We start from the raw sequence: 16803 nt of genomic DNA, 5'->3' as shown, positions 1-16803 counted from the left end.
TTTTTAATCCTTTTTAATCGTTTTATATAACTTCCATACTTTTGTATTTTCCATCTGTTGGATTTTCTGTGAAGCCTTTTCAAGTTGATACTGCAGCTTTCTCACATCATCTTTCAGTCTATCCCGTTCTCTTACCAGCTGAAAAGATTCTTCCACAAAATTTCCAACTACTTCCTGGCAGGGGTAGATTTCCATCTCTACAGAAACAGCCCCCCCTCCTTCCGGAAGCACTGCTGATACAAAATACGGATCCATTGTCTGAAATCCGTAAAATCCATTTCTTCCGGCAGTTCCGTTAGATTCACACCTTATTTCCTTTATAGTGCCGTCTTTCATCTCTAGGGCCATTTTTATCACTTTAACTGCACAGGCTTGTTCGCAGGGGTCCAGACGGATTCTTTTTACTCCATCCGGCATGGGAATCCTTTTTCTCAAAAGTCCCCCCTGACGATGTATGCTAAAAGAAAACTCTTCATGAAAATCTTCTCCCAGGTCAAAATAAATCCTGGATGTTTTACTGTTATGAAGTTTTCCCAAAAAATCGGTTCCCTGGATATCCAGTAAAGTACCTGGTGATATTTTTTCATACATATGCCGAATTGGAATATGGTCCCCCAAAATATATTTCTGGAAGTTTTCCTCCATGGTCTCATATGTCTTCTGTTCCTTTGTTCCAATACCATATAAAACAAAAAGGTCCAGCTTTTGAGCTTTTTCTCTGGCTGTGCTGGTATATAAATAATATTTGATCACTCTGTATATTTGATACTTGATGGGAATCGGAAAAGAAAAACTCCATTCATAGTCCAGCATGATCCATTTTTTTTCTGACCAGAGGATATTTCCGCATACAGGGTCCAGATTTGTATATTCCGGACAGAGCTGTCCTTCTGGAATTTCTACTTCGCCAAAAACCTTTGTAAATGCTTCTGTCTTAGAATATGGTATCTTCCCGGTGTGCTGTAAAGTATCCAAGTACTTTGTAATAGTTTCCATGAACATACTTTCTTGATTTTTCTGAAGCATCTCGTCCAAAACATTTTCTAAGGTCTTTCCCGTTACATATTCCAGTTCTATACCATTTTGTACTGGAATACACCGATTCAGTTCAACAGGTGAGTCTGCATACACCTTTTCTAGTCTCTTAGATGATTCTTCTATATTTTTCAGATGTTCTTGTCCCTCAGGACTCTCTGCCAGCTTATAGACTTTCCTCTTTCCATCTCTTTTCTCATATATTTCCGTGCGTATGGAAAAATCTTCTGCTCTTTCGTTGGAATATTTCACATAAATACAGGAGCTATCCGCCTGTTTCTTTTCTTTTTGCAATATGGTCAAATAAGAATTAGAGTACAGAGAGAATAATCCTTCCTGTATAATTGTATTATAAACATTTGTCTCATTAAAGAGTCGGATCCTCTCTCTGTCATAATTATAATTAATCTCTTTCAGATCTCCCTCTGCAGGCATCCATCTGTCAGAAAAAATAGACATAGGAAATTTATAATCTGGATAGGGATAATAGAATTCACTGTTTTCTATCCCAGCTTCCAGAAAAATCTGTTCCAATTCCCTTCTTGTAAAAGTGCGCACACCTTTTGTTCTGGGATATCCTTCCATTCCTTCAAAGTAAAGCCCTGTATGGTCTTCTGTACAGCCCGCCCAATATTTTAATCCCAGTTTATTTTCAATAGCAATAACTATCTTTCCATTATCACTTAAATGAGAGGAAATGATTTTCAGCATATCTACATAAGGATTATTGGTGCCGATATAACCTTCTGAATACTCAAAAACTCCTATAAGCGTAATATAGTCATAAGTTTCTTCCAGGCTTTTTTCTATATCTTGGAAATTTCCCACTAAAATTTCAATATTATCATAATCTTTGTGCCTGTATGCATTTACCAGGCTTCTCTTTTTGGAAAGATCTACACAGGTCACTTTTCCTGCCTTTTTTGCCAAAGCTCCAGTCACTGCTCCACATCCAGAACCGATCTCCAGTACCTTATGTTCTTTGTTAATAGGCAGCCAGCTAATAATATTTTCTCTTATATGAGAAAAGTGGTAAAGCAGCGGCCATTTTTCTCTGGAGTCTATAATTTTATTAAATTCTTTTCTGGAATAGTTCTTCGATACTTCCAATAATTCATCTTCTACCTGTCCGTCACTGTACAAGTCCACCCCAGGATAAAAGCGGTAGTCCAATGCTACCTTGCCAATCTTCTCCTTCATATTCTGTTCCCCTTACATTAATATTCTACTTCTACTTTAGAATTCATATCATAAAAGCCTACCGTATTTTTACTGGATATCACTGTTATATTGCAGATATCATAAAGTCTGTGGAACACGCAGAATTCACCATTTTGATATCCGGTACACCCCAATGACAGCAAATATTCCCCACCCTGGAGATTCATCTCCTGACTAAAGGAGACTACTAACTGATTGCCTTGATCCTGTGGGGGGATATCTGCTTTTTCATACATAGTATTTGTTCCTGTTATCTCTGTTCCCTGAATATTCTTAAATGTATATGCCAAAATTGGCTCTGTCACCTGGCTGAAAAATTTCACTTTCATTTTTATGGTAAAAGAAGAACTTTTTGTAATTGTATTGGTAGGCATCCCTCTGTCATCCAAAATAGTGAAATCTACAATTTTTGCTTCTCCTCCTCCATATTCCAGCTTCTCTGGATTCAAAGGATAGGTTTTTCTCCATTTCTCATTTTCTGATAATTCTTCTCTAAATTCTTCTTTCTCAGAAATTTCTTCCTCATGTTCTTCTGCCTGCCCTACAAGCAGCCGCTTATAGAGGTCTACCATTTCCTTAGGATTTCCCTCTGCCATCTTTTCCCCTTGGTTCAGCAGAACAACTCTATCACAGTATTTACTGATACTCCCCAGGTCATGGCTGACAAAAAGAATCGTCTTTCCCTGCTTTTTAAAGTCTTCAAATTTCCTATAGCATTTAGCCTGAAAAAAGACATCCCCAACCGACAGTGCCTCGTCCACGATCAGGATTTCCGGTTCTATGTTTATTGCCACAGCAAAAGCAAGACGCACAAACATACCGCTGGAATAAGTTTTCACGGGCTGGTATACAAAGTCTCCAATATCTGCAAATTTCAGGATATCATTCATTTTCCTGTCTATTTCTTCCCTGGAAAAGCCTATCATGGTTCCATTCAGATAAATATTTTCTATACCCGAATATTCCATGTTGAAGCCAGCCCCTAACTCTAACAGAGCTGAAATCCTTCCATTCACCTGCACTTCTCCTCCACTGGGATTCAATACTCCGGTGATAATCTTCAATATAGTAGATTTTCCGGAGCCATTTGTTCCGATAATCCCTACGGTTTCTCCTCTGCTCACAGTAAAAGAAACATCTCGAAGAGCATAATGCTCTTTATATCTTTTTTTTCTGGACAAACCAAGTGATTCTTTTAACCGGTCTATAGGTTTATCATATAATCGATATATTTTGTTTAAATGATTCACTGCTATTGCAACTTCTGACATATCTTATCTCCTTAAAGTACATCTGCAAAATGTGGTTTAAGTCTTTTAAAAATCACTGTGCCTAATATAAAAAGAATGATCGTCAGGCACCAGAAATAAATTCCCCATTTCCAATGGGCAGTAAGCCAGGTCCTTCCCAACATAGAATCTCTGTATCCAGATACAATATAATATATCGGATTAAATTTAAACAGTTTCATCAACATAGGGTACCCGTTCAGCATATTTAAATCCCACATAATAGGCGTCATCCAGATTCCCACCTGAAGAATGATACTGATAATCTGGGTTAAGTCTCTGAAAAAAATCACAACGGCACTGGTAATATAGTCCAGAGCCAGAGCAAAAACAAATGTACAGAATGAATAATATATCAGCTGTATCGTATGCACTGTGGGGATATACCCGTAAAAAGAGCACAGAAGCAGTGCAAATGCCACAAAAAAGCAATGTACAAACATTGCAGAGATCACTTTTACCATTGGCAGTATACTGATCTTAAATACTACCTTTTTCACCAGATAATTATACTCTAAAAGGGCATTTGTACCTCCATTTAATGCATCCTGAAAGAAAAACCATGGCACAATTCCCGATACCAGATACAGCACAAAGGGGTAGTCATCTGCATTTCCGGCCCTTAAACCTACACTAAATACAAACCAGTAAACTAAAATCGTAACAATTGGCTGAACGAAGGCCCAAACAATTCCCAGATAAGAACCGGCATACTTTGTTTTAAAGTCATTTTTTGCCAAGCTAAATATCAACTGCCTGTTATGGTAAAGTTCTACCGGAAGTTCAAACACCTTTTTTAGTTTTGTCATTTATTCTAACCCTGCCTTTTATTTTATTCCATAATAGTATTAGTTTAGTTTACACTATTTATCTACATAAATCAACTAACCCACTTCATATTTTCTTAACATATTGGTAATATCTCCAAAATCCTCTCAGCTAAAAATACCCCTGCACAGGCAAAGCCTGCCACAAAAATCAAGCTTTTCTTTCTAATTGCCAGAAATACAGCCACCGCAAGCCCTACAAATCCTGAGAAAGGTGATTCTGTAGCATAAAGAATTGCCGGAAAAGTCATAGCGGTAAGACATGCGTAAGGAATATAATATAAAAAAGAACGTATATAAATATTCGAAATTTTTCTCTGGATCAATGTCAAGGGCAGCATACGAATCAGATAAGTCACCCCTGCCATAACAAATATATATGCATATATCATGCCTGTTCCTCCTTGATTGGAAATAGTACTGCTCCGATTCCGGCAGCAGCCACAGTACAGATAATGATAGTAAATCCGGAGGAAATATTCCGAAGGACCGGAAGGTAGTAGAAAGCACTGCTAAATACCAATGATACTGCCACTACCAGAAGCACTTCTTTGCTCTCTTTCGCTACAGGAACCACTATCGCTATGAACATGCCATAAAGGGCTACTCCCAAGGCACTGATCATAGCGGCAGGAAGAATCGTGCTGGCAACAGCTCCTGTCAGAGTTCCTCCCACCCATCCGATTACAGGCAGAAGGATCAATCCATACATATACTTACTTCCCACAGTTCCCGGTTTGGAACTTGCCACTGCAAAAATCTCATCTGTATTTCCATAGGCGATCAGCATCCGTTGGAATGTCTTTACTGAACTGTCCAATTTCTGAGAAAGAGAAACTGACATCAGAGCATATCTGATATTGATTACCAGCTGGGTAAGGGCCATCTCCACTAAAGACGCTCCTGAAACTATAACTGTCAGGCCTGCAAACTGTCCTGCAGACGTAAGGTTCATCAGAGAAATCAATACTGCATGGAAAGGTGAAATCCCATCCTGCACCGCCAGCATTCCAAAAGAAAAGCTCACAGAAAAATATCCAAGAGCAATGGGAATGCCGTCACGCAGCCCAGCTCTTATCTTATTATGTACCATAACACGTCTTTTACCTCCAATTTTCCTTTGTAATCCTTATTACGAGAAAAGCTGCCATATTAAACGAGCTTTGCACTCTTTGTTTAATACAGCAGCCTGCATCTTATTCTCCTAATCCGCTCTCTATAGCAGCGACCAGAGTTTCTAAAGCAGTTTCCTCGTCTTCTCCCTGGCAGACCAGTTCAATTTCATCTCCACATTTTACACAGGCCCCCAAAACACTGAGGACGCTTTTAGCGTTTGCAGAGCCCCCCGCAAAACGGAAAGTGATCAGAGATTTAAACTTCATAGCTTCTTTGCAGAGTATTCCTGCCGGACGCAGATGCAGCCCGGTAGGGTTCTTTATCGTTACCTTCTGACTGACCATTGTCTCACTTCCTATCTTCTCTTATTCTTCTGACTGTCTCTCAGCAGATGGAGTCAGGTTGACTCTTACTGTGACCTCATCTACCAATTCATAGCCCTCAGGAAGTGTTACATTTACAGGAACCTCCTGCTCTCCCTCTTTGGTATACTTTGAGGTGTCTATGGACAGCTTTATATCATCTTCCTTTAGATTTTCCAAGTCTTCATCAGAACCTCTTACACGGACAGTCACGCTGTCATCCATGATAACTGCTGTCATATTTTCTGGCTGTTTGCTTCTATCAATTTTAGTAGATGGTATCACATATTCCTTACTGTCATAAGGCAGAATCGTCACTGAAACGATTACGGAACTGCTGATATCTCTGGCAAGCATAATGTCATCTGGAAGCAGGTCCTCAATATCCACAGTCTGCTCAAAATCCGCATTTTTACCAGAAACATCTACCTCAGAGGCAGGAATGGTTATTGTGTTACCGTTATCCTCCAGCTCTTTCAAAGCCTCCTCTGTCCCTGCCACACTCAGCGTATTTGGGACTGTAGTAATATCAGATACCTGATATCCATCTTCCGGAGTTCCTGATGATTCTACCTGAATGTTAATATCTGTCTTCACTCTCCACAGATCAACATCCACACTTACCGTATTATTTTCAGCTCCCTGGAGATTCAGATAAGACATCTGAGTATCTGTCAGTTCGTCACCGTTTTTGTCATATATATGCAGAGGAGCGGAAATACTGCCGCTTTGGTCCATACTCGAAACATCTACATCAGCTACCACCCGGTCCAGCTTGCTGATCAAATCTTCCGGTCCTGAAATTGTCACTTTTTCCGGATTTACTGTAAGCTTTCCAACTTCATATCCTGATTCAGGCCTGGTGTTTCCTACGGAAGCAGATATGGTCATAGCCTGGGTTGTAAGATCATCGGTTTCTATAGGAATATTTGCCGGCATAACAGTAATATTTTCATCAGAGACTCCTGGACAGATTACCCGCACAGGTACCATATAAGGAGTTGTATCCATTGATATGATCTGGGTCATGTCTGCTTCTGCAGTAATACTGTCTCTGTCAATTTCTCTGAGCACAGAGCTTTCGGCCTGAATCCTGACCGTTACTGTATCACTGCCTTCTACCAGAAGAGGTATCCGCAGGTCACTGGTAAGATAGGATTCATTCACTATTGTAACCGGCACCTCCCAGTAAGTTTCTGACCTTACAGGATCTTCGATGTTTACTACCAAAAGCCACAACAGAATAGCAACTGCCAGAGAAAGGATTTTCAGAGTAAATTTATTCATCAGATTTCTTTTCATTTTTCACCAAACCCTTCCACAGTCTGCGCTTTACTTTTTCCTGCTTTGTCTTATTCTGTTCTTCTTCCAGAATCTGTCTCAGCTCCTCCTTATTCAGTCCCACATGAATTTCTCCGTTTTTAGTTACAGAGACTCTTCCGGTTTCCTCGGAAACAATGATTGTCAGAGCATCGCTGACCTCACTGATACCCACACCTGCACGATGTCTGGTTCCCAAATTTTTGTTCAACTCCAGATTATCCGACAAAGGAAGATAACAGGTGGCCGATACGATCCTGTCTCCCCGTATGATCACTGCTCCATCATGGAGAGGGGTATTATGTTCAAAAATATTGATCAGCAACTGACTGCTCACAAGAGAGTCCAGTGCAATTCCTGTTCGAATATACTCATTGAGCACTGTTTCTTCTTCAATAACGATCAGCGCCCCTGTCTTTACAGCTCCCATTTCAAAGCTTGCTCTTACAATCTCGTTAGCTGTTCTGTCACTGAATCGTCCTTCTGTCTCTTTTTTGCTGGTATCAAAGGGGATAAGATTGCTGACAATTTTCTTATGTCCTAATTCTTCCAGGGCTTTACGCAGTTCTGGCTGAAAAATAACAAGAATCGCTGTAATTGCATAACCGCCGGCATTGTAAACCAACCATAAAATCGTATTCATTTCCAGCAGAGATGCTATCAATATGAATACTAACACAGTTAAAATACCCTTCAGCAGCGAATATGCCCTGGTATTTCGAATCCACAGCATAAACTGATAGACAAAAAAGGCAATCAGCAGGATTTCCACAATATCATTCCATTGTATATTGTTCGGCAACGTCCACTGCCCTAAATAGTCATGGATAGACTTTAAAAAGCCGCTCACATCACTTCTCCCCCTTTCCTGCCGGAGTTCTCAGAACTACAAGGCCAAAAACATCCAGCATTCTCAATCTCAGAATCTATACTCTATAAGTCTTTTAATGACTCCTCCAACTGTTTTTCGAAGTCAAAAGACTCTCCCTCAACTCTCTCCACAGGAGCGGTTTCCTCATCGTCACTCTTTTCTCCAGGCTCTGAAGAAATATTTTTAATACTCTTTTCTGCTCTGGTTATAAAGGACTTGGGAACAGCTTTTACATAATATACATATTCATCATCTTCAAACTGTGTAATCTCGCTTCTGGAATAATCCACACCCAGAGCTGCAAACTCAATAATGAGTCCCACTACTGCTGCCAAAACTCCTGACAGGATCACACCGCCTATATTAATATTGACATTTAAAAACATTCCGCCCAGAATCATGATCAAAATATATACCACTGCGCCTGCAGCAACACCTATCCTCCAGGAATAATCTGCTGATGTTCTGGAAATCAGGTATACCACCATCAGCACCACAACAAAGGCCAGAATATTCAGCCACATCTCCTGGTTGTTAATAAGGGCATCCAGAAGGATCTGAAATTTCTGGACGGATTCCGTTTCTTTGCCCTGAAGAACTGTACTTCTGTCACTGACTGTTTCCATAAAGTAGTATAAAATCACACCACAACAGGCAGGAACCGCACAGGAAGGGCCTCTCAACAGACCGCTCCCTACTGGAACTGCTGCCGGCATATGGAGTGTAAATGCCGCCGGTGTTAAGATCAGCGCTACATTGTCCTTAGATGTGAATCTCAGGAACAGGATCATAAGGAGCAGAAGGAGCAAAGCTGAAAAAGCCGCTACTTCAACACCTATACCATAACAGTGAGCAATTATCATAATGCACCCCAGAATAGTCATTCCGTTCAAAGGCAGCACAGCACATATCAGTGATAAAATCAAAGTTATAAAAATATTATCTAGAGCCTCTAAAAACCCAAGCGTGGAGTTTATACCCTGAAATACAACAAAAGCAAGAAGGAACTTCAGAAGAGGAAGAATCCAGGTTTCATGCTCCCCGTAAAAATTTTTTATTTTTTGTTTAGTCTCCAATAATGTTGTCACGGTCACCTTCTCCTTCCTGTAATCCTATCATTTCTTTTCTCTTCTCTGTCATATATCTTTTTTATCTGTCCCAGTCCTTTATAATATTCCTGTATTCCTTTCTGAGCTTTTGCATATTTTACTGTACAATAAATATACGTAAGCACACTGTAAACCACCAGCAGGATAATATACCCGCCTAGTGCACCCACTACCAGAAGCGTAAGGTTCATCCGATGTATATTGTTCATCAGATATTCACTTTTATATCCGGCCCATCCTAACAGGAGCAGTCCATAGGCCACGGTGGTAAGAAAAAAATTCTTGATCAAAGCCAGGCCTATGTAATCGCTTCTATAATAATTGCTGATAGCCAGATGCTGCTTTCCCTCACCTGATTCATATGCAGCCAGTTTATGCATTTTCTTTATTTTCTGGACGTCAAGCATAAAATTTCCTCTTTCCTTATATTCTGATACATACTCATACTTACTGCATTATAACATACCCCTGGGAAGTGAATCAAGAGTTTTAGGCCCCAGAGCCGATAGCAATTACCAGAAAATAGACTCTGTCTGCCCCTGCCTTTTTCAGTATTCTTGCAGCCTCGTCCACAGTGGCTCCAGTAGTATAAATATCGTCTACAAGCAATACATTCCCACCCTCCAGTCTGCCTTTGGAAATAAAGGCATTATTCAGATTCGCCTTCCGTTCTGCCGGTCCCAGATCCTTTTGAGGACGGGTATTTACTTTTCGTTTTAATAATTTTTTATTCACAGGCAGAGCCAGTCTTTTTCCCAAAGCTTCTGCTATGAGTTCTGCCTGGTTATACCCTCTCTTTTCCAAGCGTTTTCTGTGAAGGGGTACAGGTACTATAATATCTATTTTCCAACGGCTTATCTGCTCTTTTGCCCAAAGAGCTCCCAGCTCTCCGTAAAATGTTCCATATTCCTGTCGTTTTTCATATTTTAATTTGTATAGGGATTCCTGAAGAAGTGTACTATAGGGAAAAATTCCTATTCCCTGTTCAAAGAAATGTCTTCGGCTGCTACAGTCCCTGCAGTATTCCTGTCCGGGATCACTCAGTGGTCTGGAACACTTATAGCACCTTGGTCCTGTTACAGGTTGCAATTTTTCCCTGCAGCTGTCACAGATTTTCTGTCCCCGGAAGCCGATTATGTTATGACACACTGGGCAGTGCCGGGGATACAGAATATCCAGAAATGTATTCATTATTATTTTTTTATTTTTCACTGAATCTCCCTGATTCTTACGTCCAAAGCTGTATATCGATTTTGTTCCATCTGATTGCTTTCCATATCAAAAAAGGTTCTTTCATCTCCCACAAGAGTCACGCATTTTCTGGCTCTCGTAACAGCGGTGTAAAGGAGATTTCGGTTCATCAGCATCTTAGGACCCTGAAGAAGGGGAATCACTACTGCAGGATACTCACTTCCCTGGGCTTTATGTATGGTAATGGCATAGGCCAGCTCCAGTTCTTCCAGCTGCTTAAAAGAGTATTCCACGAATCTTTTCTCTTCAAATTCAACGGTTACTGTTTCTGCAAACAGGTTAATCTCCCGGATGATTCCAGTATCTCCGTTAAAAACTCCTACACCCTTTTCAACAGGTATACCGTAATTTCCCCTGATTTCCCACTCCAGCTGATAATTATTCTTTATCTGCATTACCTTATCACCTTCCCGAAAGAGCCCCTGTCCATGCTCTTTTTCCTTTTTCTCCGCCTCCGGAGGGTTCAAATACTGCTGCAGTATCACATTTAAGCGCTCCACTCCCAGCAGACCCTTTTTCATAGGGGTAAGGACCTGAATCTCATATGGAGAGGCTTCTACATACTTAGGAAGTTTCTTCTGGATCAGAGTTATGACAATACTGATGATCACATTTGCATCATAGCGTTTCAGAAAGAAAAAATCCCTGCTCTTATTGTCAAGTATCACCGGTATTCCCTGGTTGATCTTATGAGCGTTCACCACAATATCGCTCTGGGACGCCTGCCGGAAGATTTTCACCAGTTCTACCACTGGAAACTGCCCTGAAGAGATAATATCTTTCAGTACGCTTCCTGGTCCTACACTTGGGAGCTGGTTTACGTCTCCCACCAGGATCAGGCGGGTTCCGGAAACAATTGCAGAAAGAAGGGCATGCATCAGAAATATATCTACCATAGACATTTCATCAATGATGATCACATCTGCCTCCAGAGGATTCTGGGCATTTCTCTCAAATCGGATGCTCTCCTGAGCCTGTTCAGGACCGCCGCTCAGTTCAAGAAGCCGATGTATGGTCTTCGCCTCATACCCGGTGGCCTCCGTCATCCTCTTAGCGGCCCTGCCTGTAGGCGCCGCCAGACATATATCCAGTTCTTCCATTTCAAAGTATCGGATAATGGCATTGATCGTAGTAGTCTTACCAGTCCCCGGACCTCCTGTGACAACCAAAAGTCCATTTTTCACTGCTTCCCGTACTGCCTCCTGCTGTTTTTCATCCAGCTCTATTCTGGCAGCTCTCTGTATCCTCTGAATCTTTTCATCCAGGATGTCCTCCTGCACAGTATCCTGAAGGTTTAATGTATGGAGCATCTGGGCTACATGAAGCTCTATCTGATAATAGGAAGAAGCATACACTGCCAGTTCTGCCGGCTTTCCTTCTCTGCATATCTCCCGGATCACTATCTTTCTGTCAATGGAAAGATCCGTCAGATGTTTCTCCATATATTCTTGTTCTACTCCCAGCAGCTCTTTGGCCCGGCCAAGCAGTACTTCTTTTGGCAGATAAACATGGCCTTCTCCTGATGCCTGAAGTAATATGTATAGAATACCGCTTCTGATGCGGTAATCTGAATCTGTATGGATTCCAATCCTGGCGGCAATCTCATCTGCGATCTTAAAACCTACCCCGGGAATGTCCTCTGCCATTTTATAGGGATTCTCTTTCAGTATTCCGTACATCTCCTGCCCATACTGCCGGTATATTTTCATTCCCAGGTTCTGAGTAATCCCATATTGCTGAAGGAACATCATGGCCCTTCTCAGATCCGCTTTTTCTTCCACCTGTTCTGCAATCTCTCTTGCCTTTCTTTCACTGATCCCTTTCACTTCCGCCAGTCTTTCCGGTTCTTCCTCAATGATCCGCAGCGTATCATCTCCAAACTTTCTTACGATTCTGGCTGCAAGGGCCGCTCCTATCCCCTTAATAGCGCCTGATCCCAGATAGCGTTCCATTGCCAGAGAATCCTGTGGTATCACAGACTCATAGGAGCTTACAGAAAACTGCTTTCCGTAGGAAGGATGTCTTGTATAAACGCCTTTTGCCCGTATGGTCTCACCTTCATTAAGAAAGCGGAAAGTTCCCACACAGGTTATTTCCTCTCCCTCTGAAACCAGACAGGCCACTGTATATCCATTATCCCGATTCTGAAATATGATATGGTCTACATATCCTTCTATTGTTTCTTCCACACTTCTTCCCTTCCATACCGTGTTTTAAGATTATTTTCCTTCCAGCTTACTCATAAGCTCCATATACTGACCAGTACCGATAGCCACTGCAAGGGCCGGCTCCTCTGCGACTACAGTATTAATCCCTGTTTCTTCCTCGATCAGCTGCTCCAGTCCTCCCAGAAGGGCCCCGCCACCGGTAAGGACAATTCCTCTCTCCGCCACATCAGCAGCAAGTTCCGGCGGAGTTTTTTCAAGAATACTGTGTATAGTCTCCATAATCTGAGTTGCAGCGTCTTTTAAAGCCTCTCTGATTTCTTCGGAAGTTATCGTAATACTTTTGGGAAGGCCGGTAATGGTGTCTCTTCCCTTTACCTCCATGGTCTTTGGCTCTGGCTGGGAATATACAGTACCAATCTGGATTTTAATATCCTCTGCAGTACGTTCACCGATCATCAGATTATGTTTCTTTCTCACATAGCGCATAATGGCCTCGTCAAAGTTATCCCCTGCCACCTTGATAGAAGTGGAAACTACAGTTCCTCCAAGGGAGATAACTGCCACATCTGTAGTTCCTCCTCCGATGTCTACAATCATATTCCCAAAAGGCTTGGTGATGTCAATGCCAGCGCCTATGGCTGCTGCAATAGGCTCTTCAATAATAGATACTTCTCTGGCACCTGCCTGATAAGTGGCTTCTTCCACCGCCTTTTTTTCTACCTCTGTAATTCCGCTGGGGGCGCAGATGCTGATCCGGGGCTTCCGAAATGCCCTTTTTCCTATGGCTTTGGATATGAAATACTTCAGCATCTTTTCCGTAACCTCATAGTCAGAGATCACTCCCTGGCGCAGCGGACGCACTGCCACAATATTTCCCGGCGTCCTGCCTATCATCTGACGTGCCTCTTCCCCTACAGCTCTGATCTTATTGCTGTCTTTATCATATGCAACTACGGAAGGCTCTTTCAGCACAATCCCCTTTCCTTTGGCGTATACCAGGATACTGGCTGTGCCTAAATCGATTCCAATATCTGAAGCTGCCATTTACACTGCCCCTTTCTAATTTTCTGTTATTCAACATTCAACATTTATTATATCCAACTTGTCCCTCGTTGAAAAGGGCCAATCATCTCAAATATTTTGACACATAACGACCCGTATAGGAAAGAGGATTTTTCGCAATCTCCTCAGGAGTTCCGCTGGCAATAACTGTGCCTCCCTGATCTCCCCCCTCCGGGCCTATATCAATAATATAATCCGCTGTCTTGATCACATCCAGATTGTGTTCAATTACCACTACTGTATTTCCTCCCTCTGACAGTCTTCGGAGGATTTCTATAAGCTTGTGCACATCTGCAAAGTGCAGACCTGTAGTAGGCTCGTCCAGAATATAAATTGTCTTGCCCGTTCCTCTTTTACTCAGTTCTGTAGCCAGTTTGATACGCTGAGCCTCGCCGCCTGAAAGCTCTGTAGAAGGCTGTCCCAGTCTGATGTAAGAAAGGCCCACATCATACAAAGTCTGGATCTTCCTCTTAATAGAAGGGATATGGTCAAAGAATTCCAGAGCCTCTTCTACTGTCATATTCAGAACATCATAGATACTTTTCCCTTTGTATTTTACCTCAAGGGTTTCCCTGTTATACCTTTTTCCATGGCACACCTCACAGGGGACATATACATCAGGAAGGAAATGCATCTCAATTTTCAGGATTCCGTCACCGCTGCAGGCCTCGCACCTGCCGCCCTTTACATTAAAGCTGAATCTGCCTTTTTTATAGCCTCTGGCTTTTGCATCAGAAGTAGCGGCAAACAAGTCCCTGATCTGGTCAAAAACTCCTGTATAAGTTGCCGGATTAGAACGAGGGGTACGCCCGATAGGGGACTGGTCAATATTGATCACCTTGTCAAGCTGCTCTACGCCTTCAATACATTTATGTTTGCCGGGAATGGTCCTGGCATGGTTCAGCTTTCTAGCAAGGCTTTTATATAATATCTCATTGACCAGAGAACTTTTCCCAGAACCGGATACGCCGGTGACACAGGTCATCACTCCCAAAGGAATCTTTACATCTATATTTTTCAGATTGTTTTCCGCCGCTTTTCTTATGGTCAGATATCCTGTTGGTTTTCTCCGTTCCTTTGGAACGGGAATCTTCTTCTTGCCGCTCAGATACTGGCCGGTGATGGAGTTAGGATTTTCCATGATCTCTTCTGCCGTACCGATAGCCACCAGTTCCCCTCCATGTTCTCCCGCGCCGGGCCCGATATCTACGATACAATCTGCCTCTCTCATGGTATCCTCATCATGTTCCACCACAATCAGAGAATTGCCCAGATCCCGCAAATGCTTTAAGGTCGCCAGAAGCTTGTCATTATCCCTCTGGTGAAGGCCAATACTGGGCTCATCCAGAATATAAGCTACCCCTACCAGCCCGGATCCAATCTGGGTGGCCAGGCGGATTCTCTGTGCTTCTCCTCCTGACAAAGTACCTGTGGCTCTGGACAAAGTCAGATATTCCAGCCCAACATTGACCAGAAATCCTACTCGGGCCCGAATTTCCTTCAGCACCTGCTCTCCGATCATTTCCTGGGTAGGCGTCAGTTTCAGTTCATCCATGAATCTCTGGAGACTGCTGATAGAAAGAGAAGTTACCTCATGGATATTTTTATCTCCCACAGTTACCGCCAAGGCCTCAGGCTTCAAACGTTGTCCCTTGCAGGAAGGACAGGGTGTAATCCTCATAAAAGTTTCATACTCCTGTTTTATAGAATCTGACCCGGTTTCCTTATAGCGTCTTTCGACATTTTTAATAAGGCCTTCAAAAGCCACGTCATAAACCCCTTCTCCACGCTGGCCTTTGTAATGTACCTTTACTTTTTTCCCATCAGTTCCATGTATAAGAATATCCTGGACTTTCTGGGGATATTGTTCAAAGGGAGTGTTCAGGTCAAATCCGTATTCTTCTGCTAAAGCATCCAGGATTGCCCTGCTAAAACTCCCTTTATCTGTACAGGACTGCCAACCCAGGACTGTAATTGCTCCTTCCTGTATACTTAGAGTTTTATCTGGTATCATCAGATCTACATCAAATTCCATCTTATACCCCAGGCCATAGCAGGAAGGGCAGGCCCCGAAAGGATTGTTAAAGGAAAAGCTCCGAGGCTCGATTTCATCAATACTGATTCCACAATCCGGGCAGGCAAAGCTCTGGCTGAAATTCAGGATATTCCCATCCATAGTATCCACCATCAGACGGCCCTCTGCCAGATTCAGCACCGTTTCAATAGAATCTGTGAGACGTTTCTCTATTCCTTCTTTTACAATAAGGCGGTCCACCACGATCTCGATGTTATGTTTTTTGTTCTTATCCAGCTGGATCTCTTCGCTGAGCTCATAGAGGTTTCCGTCAATCTGAACCCTCACATATCCGCTTTTTCTGGCCTGTTCCAGGAGTTTGGCATGAGTTCCTTTCCTTCCTCTTACCACAGGAGCCAGAAGCTGGAGTCTGGTCCTCTCAGGAAGCTTCATAAGCTGGTCCACCATCTGATCCACTGTCTGTTTTTTTATCTCACGTCCGCATTTCGGACAGTGGGGAATACCGATCCTGGCATAAAGAAGACGGAAATAATCATAGATTTCCGTCACTGTCCCTACCGTAGAACGGGGATTTCGATTCGTTGATTTCTGGTCAATCGATATTGCCGGAGAAAGTCCCTCGATACTTTCCACATCCGGTTTTTCCATCTGCCCTAAAAACTGCCGGGCATAGGAAGAAAGAGATTCCATATATCTTCTCTGTCCTTCTGCATAGATCGTGTCAAAAGCCAGTGAACTTTTTCCTGAACCGCTGAGCCCCGTCAGTACCACCAGCTCATTTCTGGGAATATCCACATCCAGATTTTTTAAATTATTTTCATTAGCACCTCTAATTTTTATAAACTGTCTGGGCTGCATTTTCACTGCCATATTCATTCCTCACTATCTTTTCTATATTATCTTCTTTTCCCGCCCCATTACACTGTAAAGCAGGGAGCCAGACGAATATTCCTGTTCTTTTACATAAGTGCAATTAGCAAGTCCGTATTTTGGTTATTTATTGTTTGCTGTACCAGTATATCATATACGTCTGGTTAATTCAAACATTTGTTCTGTTATTTGTTTAAAAAGTAAATATTCAGCCATATGTCTTAGAAATGCTGCAAAAAATGGAGCTGCCCTAGAGCAGCTCCAAAA

14 protein-coding genes are annotated in these 16803 nt (G+C 42.2%); all 14 read right to left on the bottom strand.

All coding sequences use genetic code 11. The annotated features are described in order from the left end of the window. Nucleotides 1-3: 3 nt before the first annotated feature. Nucleotides 4-2235, bottom strand: coding sequence for a class I SAM-dependent methyltransferase (locus B5G00_RS00070; protein ID WP_087266708.1), 2232 nt, complete (start codon nt 2233-2235; stop codon nt 4-6). Between the two features lie 17 nt (nt 2236-2252). After that, complete coding sequence (locus B5G00_RS00065; protein ID WP_087266705.1) at nt 2253-3527, bottom strand: ABC transporter ATP-binding protein; 1275 nt, start codon at nt 3525-3527, stop codon at nt 2253-2255. Between the two features lie 11 nt (nt 3528-3538). Next, a complete protein-coding gene (locus B5G00_RS00060) occupies nt 3539-4354 on the bottom strand; it encodes an ABC transporter permease (RefSeq protein WP_087266703.1) in 816 nt (271 codons plus the stop codon). 95 nt (nt 4355-4449) lie between these two features. Beyond that, nucleotides 4450-4764, bottom strand: coding sequence for an AzlD domain-containing protein (locus B5G00_RS00055; protein WP_087266700.1), 315 nt, complete (start codon nt 4762-4764; stop codon nt 4450-4452). Then, nucleotides 4761-5465, bottom strand: coding sequence for an AzlC family ABC transporter permease (locus B5G00_RS00050; RefSeq protein WP_087266698.1), 705 nt, complete (start codon nt 5463-5465; stop codon nt 4761-4763). Before B5G00_RS00050 ends, B5G00_RS00055 begins: the two co-directional genes overlap by 4 nt. A 103-nt stretch (nt 5466-5568) precedes the next feature. Further along, nucleotides 5569-5832: an HPr family phosphocarrier protein gene (locus tag B5G00_RS00045; RefSeq protein WP_087266695.1), complete on the bottom strand. Its 264-nt coding sequence runs from the start codon at nt 5830-5832 to the stop codon at nt 5569-5571. A 21-nt stretch (nt 5833-5853) separates the two neighbouring features. Beyond that, on the bottom strand, nt 5854-7152 hold the full coding sequence (locus B5G00_RS00040) for a CdaR family protein (protein WP_087266692.1): 1299 nt from the start codon (nt 7150-7152) through the stop codon (nt 5854-5856). After that, the gene (cdaA, locus tag B5G00_RS00035) at nt 7130-8020 is read right to left on the bottom strand and encodes a diadenylate cyclase CdaA (RefSeq protein ID WP_087266689.1); all 891 of its coding nucleotides are present in this window, start codon (nt 8018-8020) and stop codon (nt 7130-7132) included. Before cdaA ends, B5G00_RS00040 begins: the two co-directional genes overlap by 23 nt. An 83-nt stretch (nt 8021-8103) precedes the next feature. After that, nucleotides 8104-9129 (bottom strand): hypothetical protein, encoded by a 1026-nt coding sequence (locus tag B5G00_RS00030; RefSeq protein WP_087266686.1) that lies wholly within the window; start codon nt 9127-9129, stop codon nt 8104-8106. Between the two features lie 2 nt (nt 9130-9131). Beyond that, nucleotides 9132-9557, bottom strand: coding sequence for a hypothetical protein (locus B5G00_RS00025; protein ID WP_087266683.1), 426 nt, complete (start codon nt 9555-9557; stop codon nt 9132-9134). A gap of 82 nt (nt 9558-9639) precedes the next feature. Beyond that, nucleotides 9640-10362: a ComF family protein gene (locus tag B5G00_RS00020; RefSeq protein WP_242971235.1), complete on the bottom strand. Its 723-nt coding sequence runs from the start codon at nt 10360-10362 to the stop codon at nt 9640-9642. Further along, a complete protein-coding gene (gene recD2, locus B5G00_RS00015; RefSeq protein WP_087266682.1) occupies nt 10359-12590 on the bottom strand; it encodes an SF1B family DNA helicase RecD2 in 2232 nt (743 codons plus the stop codon). Before recD2 ends, B5G00_RS00020 begins: the two co-directional genes overlap by 4 nt. 30 nt (nt 12591-12620) lie before the next feature. Next, nucleotides 12621-13613, bottom strand: coding sequence for a rod shape-determining protein (locus B5G00_RS00010; protein WP_087266680.1), 993 nt, complete (start codon nt 13611-13613; stop codon nt 12621-12623). Between the two features lie 82 nt (nt 13614-13695). After that, on the bottom strand, nt 13696-16536 hold the full coding sequence (uvrA, locus tag B5G00_RS00005) for an excinuclease ABC subunit UvrA (RefSeq protein ID WP_087266677.1): 2841 nt from the start codon (nt 16534-16536) through the stop codon (nt 13696-13698). Nucleotides 16537-16803: the final 267 nt, after the last annotated feature.

Origin of the sequence: Blautia sp. An46 (assembly GCF_002161645.1) — a bacterium.
Classification (GTDB): Bacteria; Bacillota; Clostridia; order Lachnospirales; family Lachnospiraceae; genus Blautia; species Blautia ornithocaccae.
The sequence above is the reverse complement of the archived record's forward strand: the minus strand, read 5'-3'. Positions and strand labels throughout refer to the sequence as shown.

Bases quoted from the DNA above. Each gene is read 5' to 3' on its own strand.
- uvrA (WP_087266677.1), bottom strand. From the start codon at position 16,536: ATGGCAGTGAAAATGCAGCCCAGACAGTTTATAAAAATTAGAGGTGCT.
- B5G00_RS00050 (WP_087266698.1), bottom strand. From the start codon at position 5,465: ATGGTACATAATAAGATAAGAGCTGGGCTGCGTGACGGCATTCCCATT.
- B5G00_RS00010 (WP_087266680.1), bottom strand. From the start codon at position 13,613: ATGGCAGCTTCAGATATTGGAATCGATTTAGGCACAGCCAGTATCCTG.
- B5G00_RS00040 (WP_087266692.1), bottom strand. From the start codon at position 7,152: ATGAAAAGAAATCTGATGAATAAATTTACTCTGAAAATCCTTTCTCTG.
- B5G00_RS00065 (WP_087266705.1), bottom strand. From the start codon at position 3,527: ATGTCAGAAGTTGCAATAGCAGTGAATCATTTAAACAAAATATATCGA.
- B5G00_RS00070 (WP_087266708.1), bottom strand. From the start codon at position 2,235: ATGAAGGAGAAGATTGGCAAGGTAGCATTGGACTACCGCTTTTATCCT.
- B5G00_RS00025 (WP_087266683.1), bottom strand. From the start codon at position 9,557: ATGCTTGACGTCCAGAAAATAAAGAAAATGCATAAACTGGCTGCATAT.
- B5G00_RS00055 (WP_087266700.1), bottom strand. From the start codon at position 4,764: ATGATATATGCATATATATTTGTTATGGCAGGGGTGACTTATCTGATT.
- B5G00_RS00045 (WP_087266695.1), bottom strand. From the start codon at position 5,832: ATGGTCAGTCAGAAGGTAACGATAAAGAACCCTACCGGGCTGCATCTG.
- B5G00_RS00060 (WP_087266703.1), bottom strand. From the start codon at position 4,354: ATGACAAAACTAAAAAAGGTGTTTGAACTTCCGGTAGAACTTTACCAT.